Here is a 22,091-nt window from a genome sequence, read left to right on the forward strand (position 1 = left end):
GACGCCATTCAGTTCAACGAGTCAGTCTCGCAAGGCAGGTACAAATCAACTCGAGTACCCCGCCCCTCAGTACTTTCGATCTGCACATGCCCGCCAGTCTGCTTGATGAAGCCGTAGACCATCGATAAACCCAACCCCGTTCCCTGACCAACCGGCTTGGTGGTGAAGAACGGATCGAAGACCCGATCAATCACCTCCTGACTGATGCCACAACCGTCATCCTCGACACCAAGGATGACGTACTCTCCCGCTGGCAGCGCGCCCTGTGGCCTGGTCACGCTTACAGCCCGAGTCAGTACCCGGAGCTGCCCGCCGTCCGGCATTGCATCGCGCGCATTGATGACCAGATTCAACAGCGCGTTTTCCAATTGATGCTCATCGGTCCGGATCAGCTGTAATGTCTCATCGAGCTCGAAATGCAGAAAGGTCTGAGCGGACAGTGTGCCCTGCAACAGCTCCTGCATCGAGCGGATCATCCGATTGACATCGACCGCACAGGTGTCGAGCGCCTTACGCCTGGCAAACGTCAGCAACCGCTGGGTCAATGCTCCGGCGCGATTGGCAGATGCAATCGCGGCGCTGACATAGCGCTCGACGTCATCCAGACGACCCGCTGCGGCCCGGCGCTGAATGAAATCCAGCGCGCCCAGAACGCCCGTCAGCATGTTGTTGAAATCGTGAGCAATACCGCCGGTCAACTGGCCGACAGCGTCCATCTTCTGTGCATGGCGCAACACTTCCTCGGCCTGCGCCCGCTCACTCATCTCGATCTGCAACAGCTCATTGGCACGCGCCAGCTCCTGAGTGCGCTCGGCTACTCGCAGTTCCAGATTTTCGTTCAGCTCGCGCAGCGCTTCTTCAGCCCGCACCTGAGCCGTGATATCCGTGTGAGTGCCCAGCCAATACGTGATATGACCCTGCTCGTCACGCATTGGCGACGCCCGCGAAAGGAACCAGTTGAACGCACCGTCCCTGGAACGTAAAGCAAAGGTGTCTTCCCAGATGGAGCCCGTCGCAAAGCAGTATTGCAGGCGAGCCACGACGCGCTCCCGCTGCTCGGGATGAAGAACCGAACGCCAGCCCAGTGCTCGCATGGCCTCAAGCGAAGAGCCGGTGTACAGGTACCAGCGCTCGTTGTACCACTGGACATGCCCCTGAGGATTTGCCGTCCAGGCCAACTGGCTCATGTTGTCAGCCAGCAATCTGAATTGTCGTTCGCTCTCACGCAGCACATCAATCTGCTGCATGGAGCCCTGCTCATGCCCGCTCGAATGCAAAGGCATCGCGGATGTCGGTTTTTGCCTGTTCACTGGAGGGGTCCTTCCTTTGATCTCTTTCACTCCGGGACTCATCCTGAGTCCCGGACATTGCCTGATCTAGCGTTTGACCGGTGTACGCATGGTGACAAACTCCTCTGCTGCAGTCGGATGCACACCAATGGTGTCATCAAACACCTGCTTGGTCGCCCCCACCTTGATCGCAATCGCCAGGCTCTGCACGATTTCGCCTGCATCCGGCCCCACCATATGGCAGCCCAGTACGCGGTCGGTTTTGGCATCGACCACCAACTTCATGAGGGTGCGCTCCTGATCGTCGGTCAGGGTGAGCTTCATCGGCCGGAAGCGGCTCTCGAAGATCTGCACCTCATGCCCCGCCTCGATGGCCGCCTCTTCAGTCAGACCCACTGTCCCGATGTTGGGCAGGCTGAACACCGCCGTCGGGATGTGGTTGTAATCCACCGGACGGTATTGCTCCGGCTTGAACAGACGTCTGGCCAGCGCCATGCCTTCGGCCAGCGCGACCGGAGTCAGTTGCACACCACCAATGACATCGCCGATCGCCAGAATGGATGGCTCGCTGCTCTGGTAGTTTTCGTCCACTTCAATATAGCCGTGCTTGTCGAGTTTGACATCGACGCTTTCCAGCCCGAGGTTGTCGAGCATCGGACGACGGCCCGTCGCATAGAACACACAGTCGGTTTCCAGCGTGCCACCGCCTTTCATGCTCAGTTTCAGCGAGCCATCAGCCTGTTTGTCGATGCGCTCGATGTCGCTGTTGAAACGGATATCCATGTGACGCTTGAGCAACTCTTCGTGCAGGTGTGTGCGCACGCTGCCGTCGAACCCACGCAGAAACAGCTCGCCCCGGTAGACCAGCGTCGTTTCCGCACCCAGACCGTTGAAGATGGAGGCGAACTCGACCGCGATGTAACCGCCGCCCACCACAACAACGCGCTTGGGCAGCTCCTTGAGGAAGAAGGCTTCGTTCGAGGAAATGGCATGTTCACGACCAGGCACATCAGGAATCTGAGGCCAGCCGCCGGTTGCAATCAGAATACGCTCGGCGCTGTAGGTCTTGCCGTTGATCTCGACCTTTTGCGCGCCCACGACCTTCGCATGCCCTTCATGCAGCGTGACGCCGCTGTCGACCAGCAACTTGCGGTAAATACCGTTGAGGCGGTTGATCTCGCGATCCTTGTTGGCGATCAAGGTCGGCCAGTCGAAACTTGCCTTGCCCAGTGACCAGCCAAAGCCTTTCGCATGTTCGAAATCTTCAGAGAAATGCGAGCTGTAGACCATCAGCTTTTTGGGCACGCACCCAACGTTGACACAGGTCCCGCCCAGATAACGGCTTTCGGCAACCGCCACCTTTGCACCAAACCCTGCGGCAAACCGTGCCGCCCTGACGCCACCTGAACCCGCGCCAATTACAAACAGATCGAAATCGTAAGCCATCAATGTCTCCTCACCAGGGGCACAGCATAACCGCTTGGCGGTCAGTCAGAAATGACAAAGCCACCCGAAGGTGGCCTTGACTTGAAACATGGACAGGCAGATGAATCAGTAAGCCTTGCCCGTCTTGTAAAAGTGCTCGAAGCAGAAGTTGGTTGCTTCGATGTAGCCTTCAGCGCCGCCGCAGTCAAAACGCTGGCCTTTGAATTTGTAGGCCAGGACGTTGCCTTCGGCAGCCTGCTTCATCAGTGCGTCAGTGATCTGGATTTCGCCACCCTTGCCTGGCTCGGTCTGTTCGATTTTCTCGAAAATATCCGGAGTCAGGATGTAGCGACCGATGATAGCCATGTTGGAAGGCGCGTCTTCAGGCTTCGGCTTCTCGACCATGTCGGTGACACGGAACAGGCCTGGCTTGATCTCGTCGCCTGCAATAATGCCGTACTTGTTGGTCTCGTTAGCGTCGACTTCCTGGATAGCGATGATCGAGCAGCCATAATGGTTGTGCAGCTTGACCATCTGGGCCAGCACGCCGTCACCTTCCAGATTGACACACAGGTCGTCCGCCAGAACCACGGCAAACGCTTCGTTGCCAATCAGAGGACGACCGCTGAGGATCGCATGGCCCAAGCCTTTCATTTCGGTCTGGCGAGTGTAGGAAAAGCTGCACTCGTCGATCAGCTTGCGAATGCCGACCAGGTATTTTTCCTTGTCGGTGCCCTTGATCTGATGCTCGAGCTCGTAACTGATATCGAAGTGGTCTTCCAGCGCGCGCTTGCCGCGACCGGTCACGATGGAAATCTGGCTCAGGCCCGCAGCGAGGGCCTCTTCTACACCGTATTGGATCAGTGGCTTGTTGACCACCGGCAGCATTTCCTTGGGCATGGCCTTTGTCGCTGGCAAAAAGCGAGTGCCGTAACCGGCTGCTGGGAACAAGCATTTCTTGATCATAAAAGTCCTTGATAAGGGCTGTTGGTGTTAACGGCGCAGTCTAATCAGGCGGCGGTCACCTTACAATGCCCGCCACGGGCCGTAGGATGTCATGGTAGAGGCACTCTCACGCAGATAGTTCCGCAAAACGCGTATATCCCGACCATCGAACATGGCCTGCGGTCGACTGACTCGGGCATGGCGCTTGCAGTGCACTGCTTGTCGCCCCTTTGAAACCGCCAGTTTCCCGACGATACAAGCAGGGTTTGACTTGCCCAAGCGTAGCCGATGAATTTAAACGCAATGAATGAATCAGGCGGCCATCCGTCAGCGTGAAACCAGGTGCCCTGGAGCGGGACGGCAGAAAAGTGACGCACCGCATTTATCCTTGAAACATGGCGGAACGATGGCACCGCCCACCAGTCCAAACACCGCATCCGCCAGTCCGCTGGCCTTATTTTCTGAAGCGAAAAACATGATCAGACTTTTGTCCATTATTGCCGTACTGGGCCTCACCGGCTGTGCCACCGCATCCAACACCTATTTGAAAAACGGCAAGCAGGGACTGAGCATCGATTGCTCGGGCGAAGCCATGTCCTGGGCCAGTTGCTATGAAAAAGCCGACGCCTCGTGCGCAGGCACGGGCTACGAGATCGTCGGCACCGACGGCACCCCGAGGCCGGCGGAGAGCGAAAAGACCCTGGGTGTGGATGTAGGCAACTACAAAAGCCGCAGCGTTCTGGTTGTCTGCAAGTAAGTCATCGACCCGGCCCGGCTCAGCGATTGGCTGAGCGGGCGACCTGAATCATCCCGAGATGCAGGCCTCTGCGGCATGCTGAACATCGCGAAAGCGGATCGGCACGTTGGCCAGACGTTCATAGACCTTGATCGCACTGCCTCCCGAGCGGTTTTCAACGTCAATGACTGCTGTCGGCGATTTGCTCATTTTCTGCGCGACAATCAGGCGCAGGCCGTCACGATGAGGCTCTACGGAAGGCTTCGAGCGACTGCTGCTGATCTTTTCCATGAAACAGTCCGCGTACTCCTGAGGGTTCTTGCCCGAGATCACATTCATGGTGGCGGGCGTATGCTCGATGTCACTCACCGTCGCGCAGCCAGTCATTGCCAGTGCCAGGATTACAACTGCCAGTTTCATACAATCCTCCAAATAAAGGTGGTACGACCCGCGACGGCCCGATTAAATTCCCGAGATGCGTTTTTTTGTCCATAAAAGAGCACAATTAACCGCCTATCGGCGTCAATTGGCCTACGCCGCATGCTATCGTTTTGATTTTTCAGAAAAAGCCAATTTCTCCGGAGTTTTACATGAAATTCGTACACCAGCGTGAGCACCTCAACGAGGACGATCTGGTCGTCATCCAGTGCTCACAGCTCTGTAACATCCGCCTGATGAATGATGCCAATTTCCGCGCGTTCAAGAATGGCGGCCGTCACACCTACCACGGCGGTGCATTCGATACCTTTCCGGCCAAGATCGCGGCACCCAGCACCGGGTTCTGGAACATCACCATCGATACCACCGGACGCAAGCCGGACGCCACACCGGGCCGTAAACCCGCTTTCACCCATTCCATCAAGATCGTACGTCGCTCGACCTCAAGCCTGCGCTGATACGCCGATACAAGGAATCGCCATGAACAGTCCCGCTCGCACTACCAAATACGCCGTCAGCTACAAACTCAACGGCGAGCGCCGCTTTGAATTCGCCCAGTTGCAGTCTGCATCCGTCGAAGAGGCGCGCGCGGCGCTGGAAAAGATGCATGGCCAGGGCGACGACCAGATCAGTGACGTCAAAGTCAGCAAGGCTCTGTAGACCGTAGCAGGTATTGAATCCAGTCATGCAACGCAATGCCGACTCTTGCGCTACCTTCGATCTGTTTGCCAGTGAAGCGCCCCAGCCTCCGTCGAGCCAGCAGATAGGTCCACAGTCCTGGCTGTTTCGCGGCCTTGCCCTGCCCTTCGTCGATCCGTTGCTGAGCGCCCTGCACGCAACACTTCACGACGCACCGTTCAGGAACATGGTCACGCCCGGCGGCCACATCATGTCAGCCGCACTGAGCAGCTGTGGCCCGCTTGGCTGGGTCACCGATCGTCAGGGCTACCGGTACACCGACACAAACCCGCAAACCGGCCAGCCCTGGCCTCCGATGCCTGAGGTGTTTCTGGAGCTGGCTCAAGACGCCGCTCGTAAAGCTGGCTTCGCAGACTTTGTGCCTGATGCCTGCCTGATCAATCGCTATGTCCCCGGTGCAAAGATGTCTCTGCATCAGGACAAGGATGAACACGACCACCGCTGGCCGGTCGTCTCCGTTTCACTGGGCATTCCTGCCATATTCCAGTTCGGCGGTCTGCAGCGCAGCGACAGGCCTCAGCGCATTTCGCTGTTTCATGGCGATGTCGTGGTCTGGGGCGGCGAGGACAGGCTGCGCTTTCATGGCATCCTGCCGATCAAGCCCGCCGTGCATCCGGTGCTGGGCGAGCAGCGCATCAACCTGACCTTTCGCAAGGCCGGCTGACACGTCTGCCCCGCAGGTCAAACGCAACCGTCGATGTCGCGAGAGGTACGCGCTCTTGCGGGACACACCACCCGATGAAGGTTCAAGGCAGTATTGATAATGCCGATATGGCTGAACGCCTGAGGGAAATTTCCGAGCATGCGCCCTGCCTGCGGATCGTATTGCTCCGCCAGTAGGCCAACGTCGTTGCACAGGTCGCACAGCCTGGCAAACAAGGCCGCCGCCTCGTCCGCCCTGCCCAATAACACGTAGGCATCCGCCAGCCAGAACGAACAGACCAGAAACGTGCCCTCGCTTCCCGACACACCATCGACACTCCGCTCGCCGTCGTAGCGCAGCAACAGACCATCCTGCATCAATGTGCGCTCGATCTCGGCCACCGTGCCGATCACGCGTGGATCATCGGCAGGCAGAAAACCGGTCAGGACAATCTGCAGCAGGCTGGCATCGACTTCTTTGGCACCGTAGGTTTGCACAAAGCTATTCAACTGCGCATCGAAACCGTTGCGGCAGACATCGGCGTGAATTTCATCGGCTACTTGCCTGTAATGCCTGGCCAAAGCACGGTCTTCGTCGCTCTCGGCAGCCTGCGCGATCTGTGTGGCGTTACGGTCGAACGCAACCCACGCCATGACCTTGGAGTGCGTGAAGTGCCGAGGCTCGGAGCGGATCTCCCAGATTCCGGCGTCCGGCTGATGCCAGACTTTTTCCAGAAACGGCATGACTACCTTGGAAATTGCAACGCTGCGTGGATGACGCGGCATGCCACCCTTGAGCGCCTGAATCATGGCATCGGCCACTTCGCCGTAAACATCCAGCTGAACCTGCGTGGCGGCGCCGTTGCCGATACGCACGGGTTGAGAACCTTCATAGCCGCTCAGCCAGGGCAATTCATATTCGGCCAGGCGCCGCTCGCCGCCTACGCCGTACATGATCTGAATCTGTTCCGGATTGCCTGCCACCGAGCGCAACAGCCAGTTGCGCCATGCTGTGGCTTCCTCGAAATAACCCAGATTCATAAATGCCAGCAGGGTCATGGTCGCGTCCCGCAGCCAGCAATAGCGGTAATCCCAGTTGCGCTCACCACCCAACTGCTCAGGCAGCGACGTCGTCACGGCAGCAACAATGCCACCAGTCGGGGCATAGGTCATCGCCTTGAGTGTAATCAGCGAGCGCTTGACCTGATCAGTCCAGGGACCGACGTCGGGACAGCGATCCGAAAACTCGCGCCAGTAGCGCTCGGTTTCTTCCTGCGCATGCCCGGTATCGATGCTCGCCTGAACCGGCAGATAGGACGCCTGGTACGCCAGGGTGAACACCTTGCTCTCACCCTTCGCGACCGTGAAATGGCTGGCCGTGTGATGATCCTGAGGCAGCAGTGGCACCGGGCTGCGCAACACCAGCATTTCTGGTCCCGCGACAGCGGTCAGCGTGTGCGGATCCTTCTTCTCGACCCAAGGCACGCTACTGCCGTAATCGAAACGAATGGCCAGGTCCATATCGAACGCGACCTCTCCAGACAGACCGACCACCGTGCGAACGACATGCCCGGACGTGTCAATGGGCATGAAATCGACCAGCATCGCTCGCCCTTCACGGGTTTCGAATACGGTCTCCAGAATCATTGTGCCGTCCCGGTAGCGACGCTCGATGGAAACGATCGCGGCGCGTGGCGCGATTTTCCATCGACCATGGTCGCTGTCGCCCAACAAGGCCGCGAAGCAGGAAGGAGAATCGAAGCGCGGGAAACACAGCCAGTCCAACGACCCATCGCGCGACACCAGCGCGGCCGTCTGACAGTTTCCCAACAGTGCGTAGTCTTCAATCAATGCGGCCATTCGTAATGCTCTGATGTATGAACAGTTGCCGTCATGAATACCCGCCCCGGCCAATCACAGGCAAGTGAAATACAGCGACGCTGCCCGCAATGGGCAGCGACAGGGTCAACCCAGGATGTAACGCCCGATTGCAGTTGCAACACCGTCCTCGACATTGCTGCCGGTGACATGATCAGCCTGACTCAACACGGCGGGCTCTCCCTGGCCCATCGCGATCGACACCCCGGCCTTGTGAAACATGGCCACATCATTGCCGCCATCACCGATGGCAGCAGTGTGAGCGAGATCGACGCCCAGGTAATCAGCAAGTGCTACCAGCGCAGAACCTTTGTTGGCCTCCAGCGCCGTGACATCCAGATAATAACGCTGCGAGCGCGCAGCCAGCGCCAGCCCGTCGATAAGCGGATTCAGACGCGCTTCGAGCGTTTTGAGCAATTCGAAGTCCTTGCTCGCGGCGACAATCTTGTCGACACGATCCAGATAGGGCTCGAAGCTGCTCACTCGTACCGGCTCGTAGCCCAACGCATCGCGCTCATGGTCGACATAGTCCCCTTCGAGATCGAGCAACAGCCAATCGTCATCAGCGAACACCCAGATCGCGACCTTCTGGGTCGCGAAGAGGTCCAGGCAAGTACGCACCGCAGTCGGGTCGATGCGGTGTGCTGCCAGAAGACGGCCATCGGCGTGGGTGATGGTTCCGCCATTGAACGCAACCGTTGGCAACTCGATGCCCAGCGCCTCGATCACCCCTCGCATCGCACGCGGAGGCCGACTGCTTGCCAGGGTGAAATGAACCCCCGCCCGTTGCAGATCATGCACGGCGTCGATGTTGGCCTGACTCAGGCTGTGATCGGGACGCAGCAACGTACCATCGATATCGGAAAGCAGAAAACGTACAGATCGTTCGGACGCAGACAGATCAGTGGGTTCAGACATTGAGTTCACGCCATTCACGACCATCACGATTCAACAACTCGTCGCCGACCTCGGGACCGTCCTTGCCCGCCTCGTACAACGTGACCTCGGGGTGCCTGGCCCACGCATCGAGAAACGGTTGCACGGCGCGCCATCCGTTTTCGATGTTGTCGGCACGCTGGAACAACGTCTGATCCCCGGTCAGGCAGTCGTAGATCAGCGTTTCATAGCCGGTCGATGGCTGCATTTCGAAGAAGTCCTTGTAGGCAAAACCCAGCTCGATGTCTTCCATCTTCAGCGTCGGCCCAGGGCGCTTGGCGAATAGATCGAACCACATGCCCTCGTTGGGCTGGATCTGGATGCGTAGATAGTTCGGCTTGAGCCGATCCACTTCCGTATCACGAAACTGCGCATAGGGCGCGGGCTTGAAGCAGATGGCGATTTCGGTGCTGCGTGCACTCATTCGCTTGCCGGTACGCAGGTAGAACGGAACCCCCACCCAGCGCCAGTTATCGACCATCACCTTGAGCGCCACGTAGGTTTCCGTGGTGCTGTCGGCTGCAACGCGCTCTTCCTGGCGATAGCCCGGCACCTTGCGGCCAGACATCTCACCTTCCGCATACTGACCGCGCACCGAGTTGGCCAGTGCCTCCTCTTCACTCCAGGGACGGATTGCCCCCACCACCTTGGCCTTTTCACCGCGAACGGCATCGGCCCCAAACGCGGCCGGCGGCTCCATGGCAACCATCGCCAGAAGCTGAAACAGGTGATTGGGCACCATGTCGCGCAGAGCACCGGTGTTCTCATAGAAACTGCCGCGGGTTTCGACACCGACCGTTTCGGCTGCGGTGATCTGCACATGATCAATGTAGTGATTGTTCCAGAACGACTCGAACAGACCATTGGAAAAACGGCTGACCAGAATATTCTGCACCGTTTCCTTGCCCAGATAATGGTCGATGCGATAGATCTGCTTTTCGCTCATGACCTTGAGCAGGCAGGTGTTCAACGCCACCGCACTGGCCAGATCGGAGCCAAAAGGCTTCTCGATCACCACGCGGCGAAATCCGTCATCGACTTCCTTCAACAGACCGGACGACCCCAGGCGTGTTGCCACTTCACTGAAGAAGCGCGGCGCCGTTGCGAGATAGAACACCGCATTGGCCGAGCCGGTGCTTTTTATCTTGCTTTCGATGTCGCGGTAGGTGGAATCATCCAGGAAGTCGCCCTGCACATAACTGATTCGCTCAGCAAGCTTGGCCCATAACCCGGAATCCAGCGGGTCTTTGCCCGACTCGGAAACCTTTGCGGCAGATTCTTCACGAATGAAGTTTTCAAGCTTTTTGGCAAAATCGGCGTCGCTGATCGCGTTGTGGTCGACACCGACGATGTGCAGCCCCGAGTCGACCAGACCGTCACGCGCCAGGTTATAGAGCGCCGGCATCAGCAGGCGTTTGACAAGGTCCCCGTGCGCACCAAACAAAAACAGCGTCGTGGGTGGTGCGACTTCGGCTTTTTGCTCGGAGGTGCCGCGTGACAGGCCCATTACTTGGGTTCCTTGTGACCGCCGAATCCAAAGCGCATGGCCGACAGCATCTTGTCAGCGTAAGAGCTGGTCTGGCGGGAGCGGAATCTTGCGAACAGCGCGCTGGACAACACGGGAACCGGAACGGCCTGCTCAATGGCGGCCTCGATGGTCCAGCGGCCTTCACCGCTGTCGGCGACAGAGCCTGAGAACGCGTCCAGCTGCGGATCGGTGGCCAGCGCATCCGCCGTAAGGTCCAGCAACCAGGACGAGACGACACTGCCACGACGCCACACTTCGGCAATGTCCGCGGTATTGAGGTCAAAGCGCTGTTCGGCGGGCAGATGTTCGGAGTTCTTCTGCTTGAGCAGATCGAAGCCCTCGGCGAAGGCCTGCATCATGCCGTACTCGATGCCGTTGTGAATCATCTTCACGAAGTGACCTGAGCCTGCAGGACCCGCATGGATATAGCCATGCTCGGCACGGTGATCGGTCGAGTTGCGATCCTTGGTACGCGGGATATCGCCCATGCCGGGCGCCAGCGTGGCGAAAAGCGGGTCAAGACGATCGACGATCGCTTTCTCGCCACCGATCATCATGCAGTAACCACGCTCCAGCCCCCAGACACCACCGGACGTACCAACGTCCACGTAGTGCAGGCCCTTGTCGGTGAGTTCCTGCGCGCGACGGATGTCGTCTTTATAGAACGTGTTGCCGCCATCGATGATCACGTCATCGGGCTCAAGCAACTGGCTCAGGATCTGAATCGTGTCCTCGGTCGGTGCGCCGGCCGGCAACATGACCCAGACAGCACGCGGCGCCTGCAGGGCACCCACCAGTTCGGCCAGATCGGCGACTGGCGTCGAGCCTTCATTGGCCAGGGCGCTGCGTGACGCTTCATCACGGTCGTACACCACAGTGGTGTGACCATCGAGCATCAAACGCCGTGCGATATTGCCGCCCATGCGGCCCAGTCCAATAATCCCAAGTTGCATGAAGTTGCTCCTAAACTCGTAAAAGGGGCCTCACCTGTTGTCCAGCGCATCAACAGTCGGTGAGCATGCTGGTTAGTCAAGCGAGGCAGAACGTCGGTTCCCCTGAGGGAGATGACAACAGCAGAGCTGTCAGAGGGTGCATTTTGTCGCGATCAATAAACATTCGCGACCATGAAAAATAAAAAAGTTCCAATTTAATGCAAAAGAAATCAGAATCTGAGCCGATAGAGAGGTTAGCAGCGGCCACTCAGGGATTGATAGTCATTGCCACGGACCTTTCCAGGTTTAATCCACCATTTGCGAGGTGAGCAATGGGCACTGTACTACCAGCACTGGCACCACAAACCCTGTATGTGACAATCCGCCGCGACGAACTGCGTGCGTTGAAAGAAGAACGTGAGCAGTTGCAGAAAAAAGTCGCTCATCTGAGCCTCATGCTTCAGCAAACCCAGCTGATTTCTTCCGGTACAGCATTACAGCTTTGAAGAGTTGCACACCCGCTGCGCAATGAATGACCGCCCGAGGCAAGCCCGATCCGCTGGCTTGCCCGCCTGATCCCCTCCGCAATATCCGCTTCCGATTAATTCAACAAGGAACCGTGATCAACGGCTCCAGGCAAATATCTACCCTCGGACAGTCCCGCATTTTGCGCCAGTAATGTTTCGCGAACCAGATACATTTCGCAACTGCCGAAGCACGGATCGCATGATAACGCTGCACGCATCCACAATCCTGTAGCACTGCCGCCGTCAAAGCGTCTTTTGCCAGAACAGTGCACGCCCCATCTCCGGATTCAATTGATAGCTGTCGAAACCAACCTTGCGATAGGCCGCCTGCGCGATATCGTTGCCTTCCAGCACTTCAAGCGTCAGTTTGCAGCACCCGCGCTGACGTGCGATCTCTTCGACCTTCGCGAGCATTTTCTGACTGATCCCTTTGCCCCGATGCGTAGCGATGACGGCGACGTCGTGGATATTGACCAGCGGACGACAGGCAAAGGTGGAAAAGCCTTCGAAACAGTTGACCAGCCCGACCGGCTCACCGGCGATGAATGCCAGGACGCTGAAAGCATGTGGCCGCTTGGCCAGTTCTATCGCCAGTTGCTGGCGCGTATCGCTCGACAGGGGCTTGCCAGAGCCCATGGCATCCAGAGCATATTCATTCAAGACGAACCCAATCGCGTCTGCGTGTACCGGATTGGTGTAACTCGCTTGCAGTACCAACACCTCTGGGCCTTCCATTTCCGTCCTCGTCAATCAAAGAGTCTTCTTAATCGCGCGTGCGATGGGCCTGCCCAGTGAACGGCAGGCCAAAGGACCGTGATTCTATCCCGCCCCGCGCCAAAATGTTCCAGTACAGATGTAGGAAGTTTCTCTAGGTGCACGTGAATCGATCACTGCCCGCACCTGGAAAAGGCAGCGTGCATCGATCCAGATGCAAAAAGCAGAAAAGGCGCGGGATTTTTTCATCAAATGAATGGGATCCCGATGATTGTCGAACAATCCGACGGCCGGTCATTACGCGAGAATGTCGTCGAACCCCGCCCCGAAAAGGCGCAGCGATCGAGCCGCTTATGCCCATAAACAGGCCGCCAACCCCCGCCCCAGGCGACCGCTGGTAAAAAACTCGAAACTTCTCCAAAAGCGCCGGGTCAGGTGAATAGAGCGCCTATGCTGTTGGCATATTGCAGACAATGTCTTCATCACATTGCATCGCTGCTATGTATAGTCCAAGTCGGTACTGTTTTTGCGTAGTGCATGTGCAGGTACCCGGCCATAGGAAATGGCCAATAAAAATCATGTGATGCACCAATACTGTTTTAACGGGAGAAAACGATGATTAGCGCCGCTGTCAAAACCCAGAAGGGAGAGAGTTTTAATCAGCCGGCCAGCGAGCTGACTCATCTGCCGGTTTTCGCTTCGACGAGCGTTCCACTGCTGCAACTGCCGACTTCGACTTCACAGCCCACCCTTTCCCCAGTCAACAAGCGCAAAGTCCTGTTTGTGACCTCAGAACTGGCTGACCTTGTGAAAACCGGGGGCCTGGGCGATGTGTCTGCTGCCTTGCCGCGAGCCATGCGTCACTTGCACGATGTCCGCGTGCTGATACCCGGCTACCCGCAAGTGATCAATAGCGGCAACCCGATCCATATCATCAGCCAGCTGGGCGGATATGCAGGGTTGCCAGCGTGCAAGGTAGGCCGTATGGACATGAAAGACGGCCTCGTCATTTATGTGCTGATCTGCCCTGAACTGTACGAGCGCGAAGGCACGCCTTACGCCGACCGCCATGGCCGGGACTGGTCCGACAACCACATCCGTTTTGCGCGCCTTGGCCTTGCCGCCGCCGACTTCGCTGCAGGCGCAGTGAAGACTCAATGGTGCCCCGAACTGGTTCACGCCCATGACTGGCCAGCCGGACTCGCCCCCGCTTACATGAAATGGCGCGGCCAGACCACGCCCAGCATCTTCACCATCCACAACCTTGCCTACCAGGGCACTGTGAGCACAGGTTCGAGCCGTGAACTCGGCATCCCTGACGAAGCCCTGCAGGCCGAAGGCATGGAGTTCTACGGCAAGCTGTCTTTCATCAAGGCCGGCATGGCGTACGCGAACCACATCACGACCGTCAGCGCGACCTATGCCAAGGAAATCACTACGCCAGAATTCGGCTGCGGACTGGAAGGATTTCTGCAGAGCAAGGCGAACAAGGGCCAGCTCAGCGGTATTCCCAATGGCATCGACGCCAGCTGGGACGCCGCCACCGATGAGCACCTGATCTGCCACTTTGCACCCAACGAGTGGCTGCGCAAGGAGATCAACGCTGACTACGTTCGAGAACTGTTTGGCCTGGACGCATCCACCGGCCCGCTGTTCGCGGTGGTATCACGCCTGGTGTACCAGAAAGGCCTGGACCTGACGATTGGTGTTGCCGAACACATCGTCAACAAGGGTGGCCAGATTGCAATCATTGGTCGCGGCGAGCCTGAAGAGGAAGACGCCATGCGTGCCCTCGCGACCCGCTTCCCAGGGCGCATCGGCGTGCGTATCGGCTTCAATGAAACCGACGCCCGACGCATGTTTGCAGGCAGTGACTTTCTGCTCATGCCTTCCCGTTACGAGCCGTGCGGCCTGAGCCAGATGTATGCCCAGCGCTTCGGTTCGCTGCCAGTGGCACGCAACACAGGTGGTCTGGCCGACACGATTGAAGACGGTGTGACAGGTTTTCTGTTCAACGAGTCGACCGTGCAAAGCTACACCGAAGCCTTGAACCGTGCGTTCCAGGTCTTCGCTCACCCGGAGTTACTCAATGCCATGCGCTGCCGCGCCATGGCCGCCCCGTTCAACTGGCATCAGGCGGTAGAGCCCTACGCAGAACTGTATCGCGATCTGTTGAAGAAAAATGCGGGCGCTTCAATTCACTATTAAGGAAAAAGGGGTCAATGGATGCCTCTGCGCACAGAAAACAGCTGGCGCCACGGCGCCGTTTTGGTAAACCCCGAACTCACCCGGTTTGCCCTCTGGGCACCGGATGCCGACAACGTCACCCTTGAACTGGAGGATGGTCAATCACTGGCCATGCTCCCTCAGCCTGAAGGCTGGTTCGTGCTGGAGGCCCGCTGCAAAGCGGGCACCCGGTACCAGTTCAATATCAACGGGGAGCTCAAGGTCCCTGACCCCGCTTCCCGTGCCCAGGCCGACGATGTTCACTCACACAGTGTCGTGGTCGACCCGCTTGCCTATCAGTGGAAAAACACCGACTGGAAGGGCCGCCCTTGGCATGAGGCCGTCATTTATGAGCTGCACGTGGGCGCCATGGGAGGTTATGCAGGTGTAGAAAAGCATCTGCAGCATCTGGCCGACCTTGGCGTCACCGCCATCGAACTGATGCCTCTCGCGCAATTCCCAGGCGATCGCAACTGGGGTTACGACGGGGTACTGCCTTATGCACCGCAGTCCTCCTATGGAACGCCCGAGCAGCTCAAGCACCTGATCGACACCGCGCATGGATACGGGCTGGCGGTCATTCTGGACGTCGTTTACAACCACTTTGGCCCGGACGGCAACTATCTGGGCAGTTACGCCAAGGAGTTTTTCCGCAGCGACCTGCACACACCATGGGGCGACGCCATCGACTTCCGGCGCCCGCAAGTACGCGATTACTTCGTCAACAACGCGCTGATGTGGCTGCTCGAATACCGTTTTGACGGCCTGCGCATGGACGCTGTCCACGCAATCCGTGACGAAACGTTTCTGCCGGAATTCGCCGGGCGGGTGCGTGAACAGATCGAACCAGGTCGACACGTGTGGCTGAATCTGGAGAACGAATTCAACCAGGCCAGCCTGCTCGCCGACAAAGGTTTTGACGCCCAGTGGGATGACGATGGGCATAACACGCTGCATGTACTGTTGACCGGTGAAACCGACGCCTATTATTCGGACTTCGCGCAGGAGCCGACACAGAAGCTGGCGCGTCTGTTGAGCGAAGGCTTCGTGTACCAGGGCGAACAGACCCGGCACGGCCACACTCGCGGTGAGCCCAGCGGTCATCTGCCGCCCAGCGCTTTCGTTCTGTTTCTGCAGAACCATGACCAGATCGGCAACCGTGCACTCGGCGAACGCCTGCCGCAGCTCTGCCCTGCACCGGCACTCAAGGCGGCCACCGCCCTGCTGCTGCTTTCGCCGATGATTCCATTGATGTTCATGGGCGATGAATGGGCAGCCAGCGACCCGTTCCTGTTCTTTACCAGCCACCATGGCGAATTGGCTGATCTTGTACGCGAGGGTCGACGCAACGAATTCGCCGATTTTGCCGCGTTCGCCGATCCAGAACGTCGCGAGCACATTCCCGACCCTAATGATCCGAAGACCTTCGAAGCTTCCCGCCCGGCTTTCGCAGCACTGAATCTGGAAACGGATGCAGGGCTGGATCATCGCAACTGGCTAGAGCTTTATAAGCAATTGCTGGTGCTGCGTAAGCAGGAAATCATCCCGCGCCTGCCCGGCGCTCAGGCACTGGGCACCGACATTCTGGGGGATAGTGCCGTCAGTGCGCGCTGGCGCATGGGCGACGGCAGCGTGCTGCGCATTGACCTGAACCTGAGCGAGCACGCTGTCACTGCTTCGCAACAGGAAGGTGCGAGGGTGATTTTCTCCACCTTGCCAAAATCGTCCGAACTTTCACACCAGGGCATCCTCAATCCATACACGGCAATTGTCAGCCTGACAGGCCGTGATGTTCTGGAGGAACGGGATGAGCAATGAGCAATTGGAAAGGCTTGCCACCGAAGCAGGCCTGTCGGTGCACTGGGTCGATGCCAACGCTCGTCCGCAGACTGTCAGCCACGATGTCTTGCGCAAGGTTCTCGAGGCGCTGGGCTACCCGGCCGACGGCAGCGAGGCCATCGATGCCAGCCTGCAGCGCTTGCAGGCTGCCCGCGAGAATGCAGGCGCACCGCCTCTGTTGACTGTCGATCAGGACTGCAAGCTGGATCTGTCGGCCTGGTTCAAGCCCGAGACGCCTTTTACGCTGCATCTGGAAGACGGCTCGTCACTGGATGCCAGGCTGACAGCCCATGCCGAGCTGCCTGCGCTCGCACCGCCCGGGTATCAGCAGCTGGATATTGCCGGGCAACACCTGACCATCGCGGTCGCCCCAAAAACCTGCTTCAGCATGGCCATGGCCACTGAAACGCGCAAACCAAGGGCATGGGGCCTGACGGTCCAGCTTTACGGGCTGCGGCGCGAAGGCGACGGTGGTTTTGGCGATACGCAGGCACTTGAATCGCTGGTCCGCGCAGCCGGCGAGCGTGGTGCTGACGCACTGGCGATCAGTCCGATTCACGCCATGTTCGCCAGCGACCCGCATCGCTACAGTCCTTACTCGCCTTCCAGCCGACTCTTTCTCAACAGCCTGTACGCCTCACCCGGCGCCATTCTGGGTGAACGAGCGTGGCGCCAAGCCATCGAAGATGCCGGTGTTGCCGATGAGCTGAAACGCCTCGAGGCGGTCCCGCTGATTGACTGGCCCGCTGCCGCTGCCGCCAAGTGGAAGGCTCTGCATGCCTTGTACAACGCATTCAGCGCCGGTTCGCATCCGCTGTATGAGGATTTCAACAGTTTCCGTCACAGCGGTGGCGAAGCACTTGAAAACCACTGCCGGTTCGAAGCTTTACGCGCCGAATGTCCACGCATGAATATCAGCGACAACTGGCATGAGTGGCCCGATGAGCTGAAAGATCCTCGCAACCCGGCAGTGTCGGCATTCGCAGCTGAACATGACTCACAGATCAGCTTTCACGCCTTTACCCAGTGGTTGATTGCTCGCGGTCTCGAGCGCGCCCAGGTCGCGGCACGCAGCAGCGGCATGCGTGTCGGTCTGATCGCCGACCTGGCCGTCGGTGCCGACGGTGGCGGCAGCCAGGCATGGAGCCGTCAGGACGAACTGTTGTCGGCCCTGACCGTTGGTGCTCCACCTGACATCCTGAATCGCGCAGGTCAGAGCTGGGGCATTTCCGCGTTTTCTCCCGACGGCCTGAAGCGCAATGGTTTCCGCGCCTTCATCGAAATGCTGCGCGCCAATTTTGCCCATGCGGGCGGTCTGCGCATTGACCATGTGATGGGCCTGCAACGCCTCTGGGTGATCCCGCTGGGCTCACCGCCCAGCGAAGGCGCTTACCTGAACTTTCCGCTGGACGACATGCTGCGACTGCTGAGTCTGGAGTCGCTGCGTCATGAAGCCATCGTGCTGGGTGAAGACCTTGGCACGGTGCCTGAAGGCCTCAGTGAAAAACTCAGCGCTCGCGAGATGCTGGGCATGCGCGTGCTGCTGTTCGAGCAGAACAACGGTTCTTTCAAACCGATTCTGGATTGGTCCGATGAGGCGCTGGCAACCACCAGCACCCACGATCTGCCGACGCTGGCCGGCTGGCTCAGCGAGCTGGACATCGAATGGAATGCGCGACTGGGCCATGTGGACGCACAGAGTGAGCAGCACTGGCGTGAAGAACGTGCCCGCGAATACAACGCGTTGCGTCGGGCCTTGAGCCAGAGCAACGACGGCTTCGATGAAAACACGGACGACCCGGTACAGATCATTGATGCCAGCATTCGCTACCTGGGCCACACCCGTGCGCCGCTGGTGCTGCTGCCCGTCGAAGACGCACTGGGTGTTCAGGAGCAGGCCAACCTGCCCGGCACCATCGACAGCCACCCTAACTGGCGCAGACGTCTACCCGGCGATGCAGCCTCACTCCTTGATAATGAAGATGCTGCTCGACGACTGGAATTGCTGTCCCAATCCCGGCTGCAAGCTGCGGAGCGTGACCAATGAACCGTCCTCTACAACCGTTGAGAGCTACACAACGTCTGCAGTTTCATAAAGACTTCACGCTGGATGATGCGGTGCCACTGGTGCCGTACTTCGCCAGCCTGGGCATCAGTCACCTGTATGCCTCGCCGATTCTGAAGGCACGCGCAGGTTCCATGCACGGTTACGACGTGGTGGATCCGACCATCATCAACCCGGAACTGGGTGGCGAGCCTGCCCTGCTCCGTCTGGTGGCGAAGCTGCGTGAGCATGGCATGGGGATGATCCTGGACATCGTTTCCAACCATATGGCAGTGGGCGGTGCAGATAATCCATGGTGGCTCGATCTGCTTGAATGGGGACGTCGCAGTCCATATGCCGACTTCTTCGACATCCAGTGGAATTCGCCGGATCCGCTGCTGGCTGGTCAATTGCTGCTGCCTTTCCTGAGCAGCGACTACGGCACGGTATTGCAGGCAGGCGAAATTCCGCTGCGCTTCGACGCGCAGCGCGGTGCCTTTCATATCGAGCATTACCAGCACCACTTTCCGATCTGCCCGACCACCTACGACTCGCTGCTGCAGAACGCCGACCACCCGAAACTCAAGGAACTGGGTGAACGTTTCGCAGCGCTGAACCAGTATCCACAAGCGTACGAGCGCGCGCGTCAGGCCAAGGCTGAACTTGCCGAACTGGCGAACGACGCACAAGTACTCAAGGCCATCGAACAGGTCATTACCCGATTCGACTCCAGTCAGCCTGAGGGTTTTGACTACCTTCACCAGTTGCTGGAGCGTCAGTACTATCGCCTGGCGAGCTGGCGTACAGCCGGGGACGACATCAACTGGCGTCGTTTCTTCGACATCAACGAACTGGGCGGCCTGCGCGTCGAGCGTCCGAACGTGTTCGAAGCCACTCACGGCAAGATCTTCCAGCTGATCGCTGACGGCCTCATAGATGGCTTGCGCATCGACCACATCGACGGCCTGGCCAACCCGCGCGGTTATGGACGCAAGTTGCATCGTCGCGTCCAGGGGCTGTTGAGCCAGCGACCGGCGGAAGCCAGATTGAATCATCTGCCGATTTTCGTTGAAAAGATTCTCGGCCCTGACGAACCGTTGCGCGAAGACTGGAGCGTGGACGGCACCACCGGCTACGAATTCATGAACCAGGTATCGCTGTTGCAACACGACCCCAAGGGTGAAGCCCCGTTGGGCGCGCTGTGGAGCCGACTGAGTGAACGCACCGCCAACTTCGACGAGGAAGTACTGGTGGCGCGTGACCTGGTGCTGCACGGCACGCTGGCGGGCGATTTCGAAAACGTTGCGCAGTCGCTGCTGCAGGTGGCGCGCAGCGACCTGATGAGCCGTGACCTGACGTTGGGTGCGATTCGCCGTGCGCTGCTGGCCTTGATCGTAAACTTCCCGGTGTACCGCACCTATATCACCGTCTGCGGGCGTTCGACAGAAGATGAAAGATTCTTCCAGCAGGCCATGGAAGGTGCACGCTCGACGCTGAACGAAGGTGACTGGCCGGTGCTGGATTACCTCGCGCGCTGGCTGGGCGGCGAGTCATGGAGAAAACTGCCACGCGGCCACTTGCGAAAGCTGTACAAGAATGCGTGCGTGCGCTTCCAGCAGTTGACCTCCCCTGTTGCGGCTAAATCGGTGGAAGACACCTCGTTCTATCGTTCGGCCGTGCTGTTGTCGCGCAACGATGTGGGCTTCCATCCGCAACATTTCAGTGCGCCGATTGAAGACTTCCACCAGGCCTGCATCCAGCGCATCGAGACGTTCCCGGACAATCTGCTGGCGACCGCTACGCACGATCACAAGCGCGGCGAAGACACCCGCACACGCCTGGCGGTACTCAGTGAGTGTGCTGACTGGTATGCGGAGCAGGTAGAGCGCTGGCGCCAGCTGGCGGTGCCGCTCAAAGGTGAAGAGCCTGTGATCAGCGCAGGTGATGAGCTGATGCTCTACCAGGCGTTGCTGGGAAGCTGGCCTTTGGATCTGGAAGGCGAACACGCCCACGAAGCCTATGCAAAGCGCATGGTGCAATGGCAGGAAAAAGCCCTGCGCGAAGCCAAATTGCAAAGCAGTTGGAGTGCGCCGAACCAGCCTTACGAGACGGCATGCCGAGAATTTCTGCAACGTGTGCTGCTGGCCCCCGAAGCGCTCGCGCTGCGCCAGTCATTGAGCGCCACCGCCAATCGCATCGCCACCGCAGGCGCGCTCAATAGTCTGGCGCAAACCTTGCTACGCTTGACGGTGCCCGGTGTGCCCGATCTGTATCAGGGCACAGAGTTCTGGGATTTCAGTCTGGTCGACCCGGATAACCGCAGGCCAGTGGACTACGCTGCTCGGCAACAGGCTCTGACGGAGAATGTCAGTGCACCCGAGCTGTTGACTCACTGGCATGACGGCCGGATCAAACAGGCACTGATTGCAGCGGCGCTCAACGTGCGTGCCACGCACCCGGCGCTGTTCAGTGAAGGCGATTATCAGCCGCTGGAAGTGAAAGGCATTCATGCCGATAAGGTACTGGCGTTCGCACGGATCAGCGCGAACGAGCGGGCAATCGTGGTGGTGCCGCGCATATGCAGTGAACTATTGGGCACTGCGCAGGCTCCATTCATTAATGCTGCTCACTGGGGTGACACACGTATTACCGTGCCGTTTGCAGATTCAGATCAGAAGTGGAAAGGCCTCTTTTCCGACGTCGTCGTGATGAGTGACGGGGAAATACCGCTCAGCGCAGCGCTTGAAGAATTTTCCGTCAATTTGCTTATTCAAACTATGTAATACCTGGGAGTGTCGAGATGAGTGCCGACGAAAAAAGAATCCGTGAATTTGCCTATCAGATCTGGGAGTCCGAAGGTAAGCCTTCCGGCCACGACGCACGCCATTGGGAAATGGCGCGCAAGCTGGCGGAAGCCGAAGCTCTGGCTCCGGACAAAACCTCTGCGCGCAAATCCAGCAAGCCCAAGCTGCCGGAAGTTGACAGCGCCAAGGCCCCTGCCAAGGGCCCTGCCAAACCGGTAGCCAAGGCAGCGCCAGACGCCAAGCCTGCTGCCAAACCGGCAGCGTCCAAGCCGGCAGCGGCGCCCAAGCCAAAAGCTGCGGCCAAGCCAAAACCGGCACCTGCGGCCGCTCCAGGCGATGTGCCAGCCAAGCCTGCACCGAAGAAACCGCGCAAGCCATCGAATACTTGAAACTCTTCTGTCTTCTCGCAAGTCCATTGTCGCAGGTCTCATTGAGTTCTCCTTGAGACCTGCGGTAACCCCAAACTTTAACTTCAGTGTTGAAGCCCGC

General features: G+C 58.6%; 19 protein-coding genes. 10 read left to right on the top strand and 9 right to left on the bottom strand.

The window, feature by feature from the left end; translation table 11 throughout:
* Positions 1 to 8 precede the first annotated feature (8 nt).
* The 3 genes from JTJ32_RS07580 to galU form a co-directional block, all read right to left on the bottom strand.
* Complete coding sequence (locus tag JTJ32_RS07580; protein ID WP_210041636.1) at positions 9 to 1,310, bottom strand: hybrid sensor histidine kinase/response regulator; 1,302 nt, start codon at positions 1,308 to 1,310, stop codon at positions 9 to 11.
* 66 nt (positions 1,311 to 1,376) lie between these two features.
* Positions 1,377 to 2,735: a glutathione-disulfide reductase gene (gene gorA, locus JTJ32_RS07585; protein ID WP_210041637.1), complete on the bottom strand. Its 1,359-nt coding sequence runs from the start codon at positions 2,733 to 2,735 to the stop codon at positions 1,377 to 1,379.
* Positions 2,736 to 2,840: 105 nt separating this feature from the next.
* A complete protein-coding gene (galU, locus tag JTJ32_RS07590; protein ID WP_099227779.1) occupies positions 2,841 to 3,680 on the bottom strand; it encodes a UTP--glucose-1-phosphate uridylyltransferase GalU in 840 nt (279 codons plus the stop codon).
* A 454-nt stretch (positions 3,681 to 4,134) separates the two neighbouring features.
* On the opposite strand from galU, the gene JTJ32_RS07595 reads away from it, so the two are divergent.
* Entirely contained in the window at positions 4,135 to 4,416 is a 282-nt protein-coding gene (locus JTJ32_RS07595; RefSeq protein ID WP_099228034.1) for a hypothetical protein, read from the top strand.
* A 48-nt stretch (positions 4,417 to 4,464) separates the two neighbouring features.
* Here JTJ32_RS07595 and JTJ32_RS07600 read toward each other — a convergent pair whose 3' ends face one another.
* The gene (locus JTJ32_RS07600) at positions 4,465 to 4,815 is read right to left on the bottom strand and encodes a hypothetical protein (RefSeq protein ID WP_210041638.1); all 351 of its coding nucleotides are present in this window, start codon (positions 4,813 to 4,815) and stop codon (positions 4,465 to 4,467) included.
* 170 nt (positions 4,816 to 4,985) lie between these two features.
* On the opposite strand from JTJ32_RS07600, the gene JTJ32_RS07605 reads away from it, so the two are divergent.
* The 3 genes from JTJ32_RS07605 to alkB are packed head-to-tail and all read left to right on the top strand — an operon-like array spanning position 4,986 to position 6,196.
* On the top strand, positions 4,986 to 5,291 hold the full coding sequence (locus JTJ32_RS07605; protein ID WP_099227781.1) for a DUF1883 domain-containing protein: 306 nt from the start codon (positions 4,986 to 4,988) through the stop codon (positions 5,289 to 5,291).
* A gap of 22 nt (positions 5,292 to 5,313) precedes the next feature.
* Positions 5,314 to 5,493: a hypothetical protein gene (locus tag JTJ32_RS07610; RefSeq protein WP_025993687.1), complete on the top strand. Its 180-nt coding sequence runs from the start codon at positions 5,314 to 5,316 to the stop codon at positions 5,491 to 5,493.
* Positions 5,494 to 5,518: 25 nt separating this feature from the next.
* Positions 5,519 to 6,196 carry a DNA oxidative demethylase AlkB gene (gene alkB / locus JTJ32_RS07615; protein WP_210041639.1) on the top strand — a complete coding sequence of 226 codons (678 nt, stop codon included), beginning with the start codon at positions 5,519 to 5,521 and terminating at the stop codon, positions 6,194 to 6,196.
* Between the two features lie 17 nt (positions 6,197 to 6,213).
* On the opposite strand, the gene JTJ32_RS07620 is transcribed toward alkB, so the two are convergent.
* The 4 genes from JTJ32_RS07620 to gnd form a co-directional block, all read right to left on the bottom strand.
* A complete protein-coding gene (locus JTJ32_RS07620; RefSeq protein WP_210041640.1) occupies positions 6,214 to 8,034 on the bottom strand; it encodes a glycoside hydrolase family 15 protein in 1,821 nt (606 codons plus the stop codon).
* Between the two features lie 105 nt (positions 8,035 to 8,139).
* On the bottom strand, positions 8,140 to 8,970 hold the full coding sequence (locus JTJ32_RS07625) for an HAD family hydrolase (protein WP_210041641.1): 831 nt from the start codon (positions 8,968 to 8,970) through the stop codon (positions 8,140 to 8,142).
* Complete coding sequence (gene zwf, locus JTJ32_RS07630; protein WP_210041643.1) at positions 8,963 to 10,495, bottom strand: glucose-6-phosphate dehydrogenase; 1,533 nt, start codon at positions 10,493 to 10,495, stop codon at positions 8,963 to 8,965. Before zwf ends, JTJ32_RS07625 begins: the two co-directional genes overlap by 8 nt.
* Entirely contained in the window at positions 10,495 to 11,469 is a 975-nt protein-coding gene (gnd, locus tag JTJ32_RS07635; protein WP_099227786.1) for a phosphogluconate dehydrogenase (NAD(+)-dependent, decarboxylating), read from the bottom strand. Before gnd ends, zwf begins: the two co-directional genes overlap by 1 nt.
* Positions 11,470 to 11,780: 311 nt before the next feature.
* On the opposite strand from gnd, the gene JTJ32_RS07640 reads away from it, so the two are divergent.
* The gene (locus tag JTJ32_RS07640) at positions 11,781 to 11,954 is read left to right on the top strand and encodes a DUF6026 family protein (RefSeq protein WP_184322566.1); all 174 of its coding nucleotides are present in this window, start codon (positions 11,781 to 11,783) and stop codon (positions 11,952 to 11,954) included.
* Between the two features lie 264 nt (positions 11,955 to 12,218).
* Here JTJ32_RS07640 and JTJ32_RS07645 read toward each other — a convergent pair whose 3' ends face one another.
* Positions 12,219 to 12,710, bottom strand: coding sequence for a GNAT family N-acetyltransferase (locus JTJ32_RS07645; RefSeq protein WP_099227788.1), 492 nt, complete (start codon positions 12,708 to 12,710; stop codon positions 12,219 to 12,221).
* A 594-nt stretch (positions 12,711 to 13,304) separates the two neighbouring features.
* Between JTJ32_RS07645 and glgA the strand changes: the two genes are divergently transcribed.
* Genes glgA through JTJ32_RS07670 form a run of 5 tightly spaced genes read left to right on the top strand, consistent with a single transcriptional unit; the run spans position 13,305 to position 21,991 of the window.
* Complete coding sequence (glgA, locus tag JTJ32_RS07650) at positions 13,305 to 14,897, top strand: glycogen synthase GlgA (protein WP_099227789.1); 1,593 nt, start codon at positions 13,305 to 13,307, stop codon at positions 14,895 to 14,897.
* Positions 14,898 to 14,915: 18 nt separating this feature from the next.
* Positions 14,916 to 16,733: a malto-oligosyltrehalose trehalohydrolase gene (gene treZ, locus JTJ32_RS07655; RefSeq protein ID WP_184322564.1), complete on the top strand. Its 1,818-nt coding sequence runs from the start codon at positions 14,916 to 14,918 to the stop codon at positions 16,731 to 16,733.
* Positions 16,723 to 18,801, top strand: a complete 2,079-nt coding sequence (gene malQ / locus JTJ32_RS07660) for a 4-alpha-glucanotransferase (protein WP_210041644.1) — start codon at positions 16,723 to 16,725, stop codon at positions 18,799 to 18,801. The genes treZ and malQ overlap by 11 nt, the downstream gene beginning before the upstream one ends.
* Complete coding sequence (locus tag JTJ32_RS07665) at positions 18,798 to 21,581, top strand: malto-oligosyltrehalose synthase (RefSeq protein ID WP_210041645.1); 2,784 nt, start codon at positions 18,798 to 18,800, stop codon at positions 21,579 to 21,581. The genes malQ and JTJ32_RS07665 overlap by 4 nt, the downstream gene beginning before the upstream one ends.
* Positions 21,582 to 21,598: 17 nt before the next feature.
* A complete protein-coding gene (locus JTJ32_RS07670) occupies positions 21,599 to 21,991 on the top strand; it encodes a DUF2934 domain-containing protein (protein WP_210041646.1) in 393 nt (130 codons plus the stop codon).
* Positions 21,992 to 22,091 lie beyond the last annotated feature (100 nt).

The organism is Pseudomonas alliivorans (genome assembly GCF_017826695.1).
Taxonomy (GTDB): Bacteria; Pseudomonadota; Gammaproteobacteria; order Pseudomonadales; family Pseudomonadaceae; genus Aquipseudomonas; species Aquipseudomonas alliivorans.

Excerpts from the sequence above, each read along its gene's own strand:
- gorA (WP_210041637.1), bottom strand. The coding sequence starts at position 2,735 with ATGGCTTACGATTTCGATCTGTTTGTAATTGGCGCGGGTTCAGGTGGC.
- galU (WP_099227779.1), bottom strand. The coding sequence starts at position 3,680 with ATGATCAAGAAATGCTTGTTCCCAGCAGCCGGTTACGGCACTCGCTTT.
- JTJ32_RS07595 (WP_099228034.1), top strand. The coding sequence starts at position 4,135 with ATGATCAGACTTTTGTCCATTATTGCCGTACTGGGCCTCACCGGCTGT.
- JTJ32_RS07600 (WP_210041638.1), bottom strand. The coding sequence starts at position 4,815 with ATGAAACTGGCAGTTGTAATCCTGGCACTGGCAATGACTGGCTGCGCG.
- JTJ32_RS07605 (WP_099227781.1), top strand. The coding sequence starts at position 4,986 with ATGAAATTCGTACACCAGCGTGAGCACCTCAACGAGGACGATCTGGTC.
- JTJ32_RS07610 (WP_025993687.1), top strand. The coding sequence starts at position 5,314 with ATGAACAGTCCCGCTCGCACTACCAAATACGCCGTCAGCTACAAACTC.
- alkB (WP_210041639.1), top strand. The coding sequence starts at position 5,519 with ATGCAACGCAATGCCGACTCTTGCGCTACCTTCGATCTGTTTGCCAGT.
- JTJ32_RS07620 (WP_210041640.1), bottom strand. The coding sequence starts at position 8,034 with ATGGCCGCATTGATTGAAGACTACGCACTGTTGGGAAACTGTCAGACG.
- JTJ32_RS07625 (WP_210041641.1), bottom strand. The coding sequence starts at position 8,970 with ATGTCTGAACCCACTGATCTGTCTGCGTCCGAACGATCTGTACGTTTT.
- zwf (WP_210041643.1), bottom strand. The coding sequence starts at position 10,495 with ATGGGCCTGTCACGCGGCACCTCCGAGCAAAAAGCCGAAGTCGCACCA.
- gnd (WP_099227786.1), bottom strand. The coding sequence starts at position 11,469 with ATGCAACTTGGGATTATTGGACTGGGCCGCATGGGCGGCAATATCGCA.
- JTJ32_RS07640 (WP_184322566.1), top strand. The coding sequence starts at position 11,781 with ATGGGCACTGTACTACCAGCACTGGCACCACAAACCCTGTATGTGACA.
- JTJ32_RS07645 (WP_099227788.1), bottom strand. The coding sequence starts at position 12,710 with ATGGAAGGCCCAGAGGTGTTGGTACTGCAAGCGAGTTACACCAATCCG.
- glgA (WP_099227789.1), top strand. The coding sequence starts at position 13,305 with ATGATTAGCGCCGCTGTCAAAACCCAGAAGGGAGAGAGTTTTAATCAG.
- treZ (WP_184322564.1), top strand. The coding sequence starts at position 14,916 with ATGCCTCTGCGCACAGAAAACAGCTGGCGCCACGGCGCCGTTTTGGTA.
- malQ (WP_210041644.1), top strand. The coding sequence starts at position 16,723 with ATGAGCAATGAGCAATTGGAAAGGCTTGCCACCGAAGCAGGCCTGTCG.
- JTJ32_RS07665 (WP_210041645.1), top strand. The coding sequence starts at position 18,798 with ATGAACCGTCCTCTACAACCGTTGAGAGCTACACAACGTCTGCAGTTT.
- JTJ32_RS07670 (WP_210041646.1), top strand. The coding sequence starts at position 21,599 with ATGAGTGCCGACGAAAAAAGAATCCGTGAATTTGCCTATCAGATCTGG.